6 protein-coding genes are annotated in these 3,307 nt (G+C 71.5%); 1 reads left to right on the top strand and 5 read right to left on the bottom strand.

The genetic code is table 11. The features are described 5' to 3' along the window. Nucleotides 1–42: 42 nt before the first annotated feature. The 4 genes from FNX44_RS25255 to FNX44_RS25270 form a co-directional block, all read right to left on the bottom strand. Nucleotides 43–1,074 (bottom strand): hydrogen peroxide-inducible genes activator, encoded by a 1,032-nt coding sequence (locus tag FNX44_RS25255; protein ID WP_143651307.1) that lies wholly within the window; start codon nucleotides 1,072–1,074, stop codon nucleotides 43–45. An 85-nt stretch (nucleotides 1,075–1,159) separates the two neighbouring features. Further along, a complete protein-coding gene (locus tag FNX44_RS25260; RefSeq protein ID WP_143651308.1) occupies nucleotides 1,160–1,438 on the bottom strand; it encodes a hypothetical protein in 279 nt (92 codons plus the stop codon). Nucleotides 1,439–1,526: 88 nt separating this feature from the next. Further along, nucleotides 1,527–2,099, bottom strand: a complete 573-nt coding sequence (locus FNX44_RS25265; RefSeq protein WP_143651309.1) for a GNAT family N-acetyltransferase — start codon at nucleotides 2,097–2,099, stop codon at nucleotides 1,527–1,529. A 32-nt stretch (nucleotides 2,100–2,131) separates the two neighbouring features. Continuing rightward, the gene (locus tag FNX44_RS25270) at nucleotides 2,132–2,383 is read right to left on the bottom strand and encodes an HD domain-containing protein (RefSeq protein ID WP_323369664.1); all 252 of its coding nucleotides are present in this window, start codon (nucleotides 2,381–2,383) and stop codon (nucleotides 2,132–2,134) included. A 176-nt stretch (nucleotides 2,384–2,559) separates the two neighbouring features. Between FNX44_RS25270 and FNX44_RS29255 the strand changes: the two genes are divergently transcribed. Continuing rightward, a complete protein-coding gene (locus FNX44_RS29255; protein ID WP_228450211.1) occupies nucleotides 2,560–2,709 on the top strand; it encodes a DUF6087 family protein in 150 nt (49 codons plus the stop codon). Nucleotides 2,710–2,761: 52 nt separating this feature from the next. Here FNX44_RS29255 and FNX44_RS28310 read toward each other — a convergent pair. Beyond that, nucleotides 2,762–3,307, bottom strand: a 546-nt coding sequence (locus FNX44_RS28310) for a hypothetical protein (RefSeq protein WP_173019285.1), incomplete at its 5' end; no start/stop codon positions are given.

Here is a 3,307-nt window from a genome sequence, read left to right on the forward strand (position 1 = left end):
AACCCCCACCGCCCCACTCCTGACGGGTGGCGCTTCTTGCCGTCAGGCCGCCCGCATCTCCCCGGCCGCCACCGGCCGGACCGGCAGCGCGCTCAACGCGCCACGCAACGCCTCCGCGAACGCCTCGAACTCCTCCCGCCGCGCCGTGCCCGGCCGCATCGCCAGCGCGATCCGCCGGCTGGGCGCGGGCTGGGCGAAACTCCCCGTCGCCAACAGCTCGTTGCGGGCCGTCTCCACGTGCAGCGCGGTACGCGGCAGCAACGTCACCCCCATGCCCCCGGCGACAAGCTGCACCAGCGTCGACAAGCCCGCCGCCGTTGTCGTCACCGGCGCGCCCTCGGTGCGCCCGGCCTCCCGGCACACGTCCAACGCCTGGTCCCGCAGACAGTGCCCCTCGTCCAGCAACAACAGCGGCAGCTCCCGCAGCCGCTCCCTCGGCACGTCATCCCGACCGGCCAGCTCGTGATCCCCCGGCAGCACCAGCACGAAGTCCTCGTCGAACAGCGGCAGGCTGAGCACCGCCCCGCCGGCCGACTCACCCGTCCCCACCGGCACCGCGAGCAGCAGCAGATCCAGCCGCCCCGAGGTCAGCCCGTCCAACAGCGACGCCGTCTGCTCCTCGTGCACCTCCAGATCAAGCTCCGGGTAGCGCTCGTGCACCAGCCGCAACACCGTCGGCAGCAGATACGGCGCACACGTCGGGATCACCCCGAGCCGCAGCGTTCCGGTGAACGGCGCCCGCGCCGCCTCCGCCTCCTCCAGCAGCTCCCCGACGGCGTCCAGCACCGCGCGCGCCCGCACCGCCAGCCGCTCCCCGGCCGGCGACAGCAGCACCTTCCGCGTCGTCCGCTCCACGAGCTGCACCCCCAGCGCCTCCTCCAACGCGGCCACCGCCCCCGACAGCGCCGGCTGGCTCATACCGATCTCGGCCGCCGCCTCCCGGAAGTGCAGATGCTCGGCGACGGCGTCGAACGCCCGAAGCTGGGCGAGGCTCGGCTGCCGCGCCTTCGCCGCGGCGAAGGCGCGCGCGGAGTGACTGCGCGCCACGGGGTTCCTGGGCTGGGTCTTGCTCATCGCTCACGAGGTTCTCTCGGGGATACCTCGCCAAATGATAGACGTATCCGATCAAACCGGATCAGCGCCCACCCTCCGGCTCCCCTCAGCCCCGCGGCCCGAAAACGTAGAAGTACCAGCCGCGCGGGGCGCCGCTGCCACCCCAGTAGAAGCACTCGTTCACGATGTGGGTCCGCCCCCAGCGCACGTTCTCCGAGTGGCACTGCTCAAACGTCGCGAACGGCCCCTGGTAACCGCGCTGCAACTCGGCGCCCGCGTGCGCCGCCGGCTGCGACGCCTGCCCGGCGACGGCAGTCAGGGGCGCGGCGAGCACCAGGCCCACCGCGCAGAGCAGGCCGATGACGGCCCGGACAGTAGAAGTCATGTCCGGGTCGTGCCCGTGAGCCCCGCTCCCCACCCCTCGTCCGCTGTCGCTTCACCCGATCGTGGTCGCGGGAGGCGAGACCGACACGTCAGCGCAGGTCGAGCCGCATCAGCACCCGGGGATGCCCCGCCAGCACGGAGGTGGTGTCGGCAGCGTGCACAAACCCGGCCCGCTCGAAGTTGCGCCGGATCCCGGCGTACGCCATCGTCTGGTCGATTCTGTCGCCACCACTGTCGATCGGGTACGCCTCGACGACGGGGGCGCCGTGCGCCCGCGCGAACTCCACTGCCCCGGCGATCAGCGCGTGCGTGACCCCGTACCCCCGGTGACCAGGCCGCACCCGCACACACCACAGCGACCACACCGGCAGGTCGTCCACATGCGGGATCTTGCGACTCCGAGCGAAGGACGTCTCCGACCGGGGAGCGACGGCGGCCCACCCCACCGGCACATCCCCCTCGTACGCGAGCACCCCGGGTGCGCGCTCCGCCCGGCACAGCCCCGCCACGTACTCACCGCGAGCCGGCCCCCGCAACTCGTTGTTGAGCTTCGACGGAACGCGGTAACTCAGACACCAGCACACGTTCGCGTCGGGCCTCTTCGGCCCGAGCACAGCAGCAACATCCCCGAACTCCGAAGCCGCCCGAACCTCTACCGCCATACCCCCACCCTGTCCCGTTCTCGCCCACCCGGCTACCGGAGATACGTCCGCTGCCACTCCACGCACGACATGTTCAACGCGGCGTCCGCAAGTGCCTTCGCCGAGTCCGTCCGCAGCCCCGCGAGGCTGCTGTCGATCCACGCCTGGACGTTCGCGTAGCCCTGCTCCCGATACTCGACCGCCTGAACCAGGCACTCCAGCTTGTCCGCGTCATGCGCGCAGACGACCTCCGGCGAGTCCCCGTTCTCGTACTCCTCCACGATGCGCTGCCCGCCCGCGCGCACCGCCGGATGCGCCGCCGAGAGCTGGTCGGCGGTGACCGTCTCGTTCTTCCGTGGTCCGTCTGGATCCCCGTGCCTTGGTGAGGAGATCCGCCGCTCGTTCGCCGGTGACGGCGGCCAACTCCAGTTCTCCCTCTTTCGCCTGAGCCGACGCCAGGTGCGCTGTGCAGTAGGCGTGGTTGCGCGCCTGGGAGTTCCGTCTACTCGCCGCGAACCTTGCGGAAGCCAAGCGGATCTTGTACCCGGAAGCCGCCGAACAGCCGGCTTCCGCCGCAGGCCCGGCGGCACGGCCTCTCGCGCCGGGTACCGGTCGGCACCGCAAGCCGTAGGCTGCGCCAGCGGCGCAGGGGCGGTCGGTTCGGCCGCGTCGAGCCGAGCTGGTCAGGTGGCGCGGGTGCACACGTGGACCGACTCGCTGCCGTTCCGCTCCGTGTGGACGATGCGCAGGACATTGTTCCGGTAGGTGACGTTCAGCCGCTGGCCGTCGCCGGTGTCCCGGTGGCCCGGCGGCTGCCAGGGAAGTACGAGGGACGCGCCTTCCTCGACTTCCTTGGGCACGGTGAGGGCCTCGCCGCCGGTCAGCTGCTCCATGCCCGTGGGGGCCTGGTGCATGTCGATGCGGAGGTGGCCGCCGCGCAGCAGATAGCCGCCGGACCACGTGATCGGGGCGCCTTCGCGTGCCCAGACGAGTGTGAAGCCGCCGTTGCCGCCGCCGTCCGCCATGACGGTGACCGTGCCCTTGAGCGTGCTTTTCCCGGGGGTGGTGGACTCCACGGTCCAGCGGCCCTTGACGAAGGCGTCGAAGGCCCAGCTCATGACGCCGGCCTTGGTGAGGAGATCCGCCGCTCGTTCGCCGGTGACGGCGGCCAACTCCAGTTCTCCCTCTTTCGCCTGAGCCGACGCCAGGTGCGCTGTGCAGTAGGCGTG

The organism is Streptomyces alkaliterrae (assembly GCF_007097205.2).
Taxonomy (GTDB): domain Bacteria; phylum Actinomycetota; class Actinomycetes; order Streptomycetales; family Streptomycetaceae; genus Streptomyces; species Streptomyces alkaliterrae.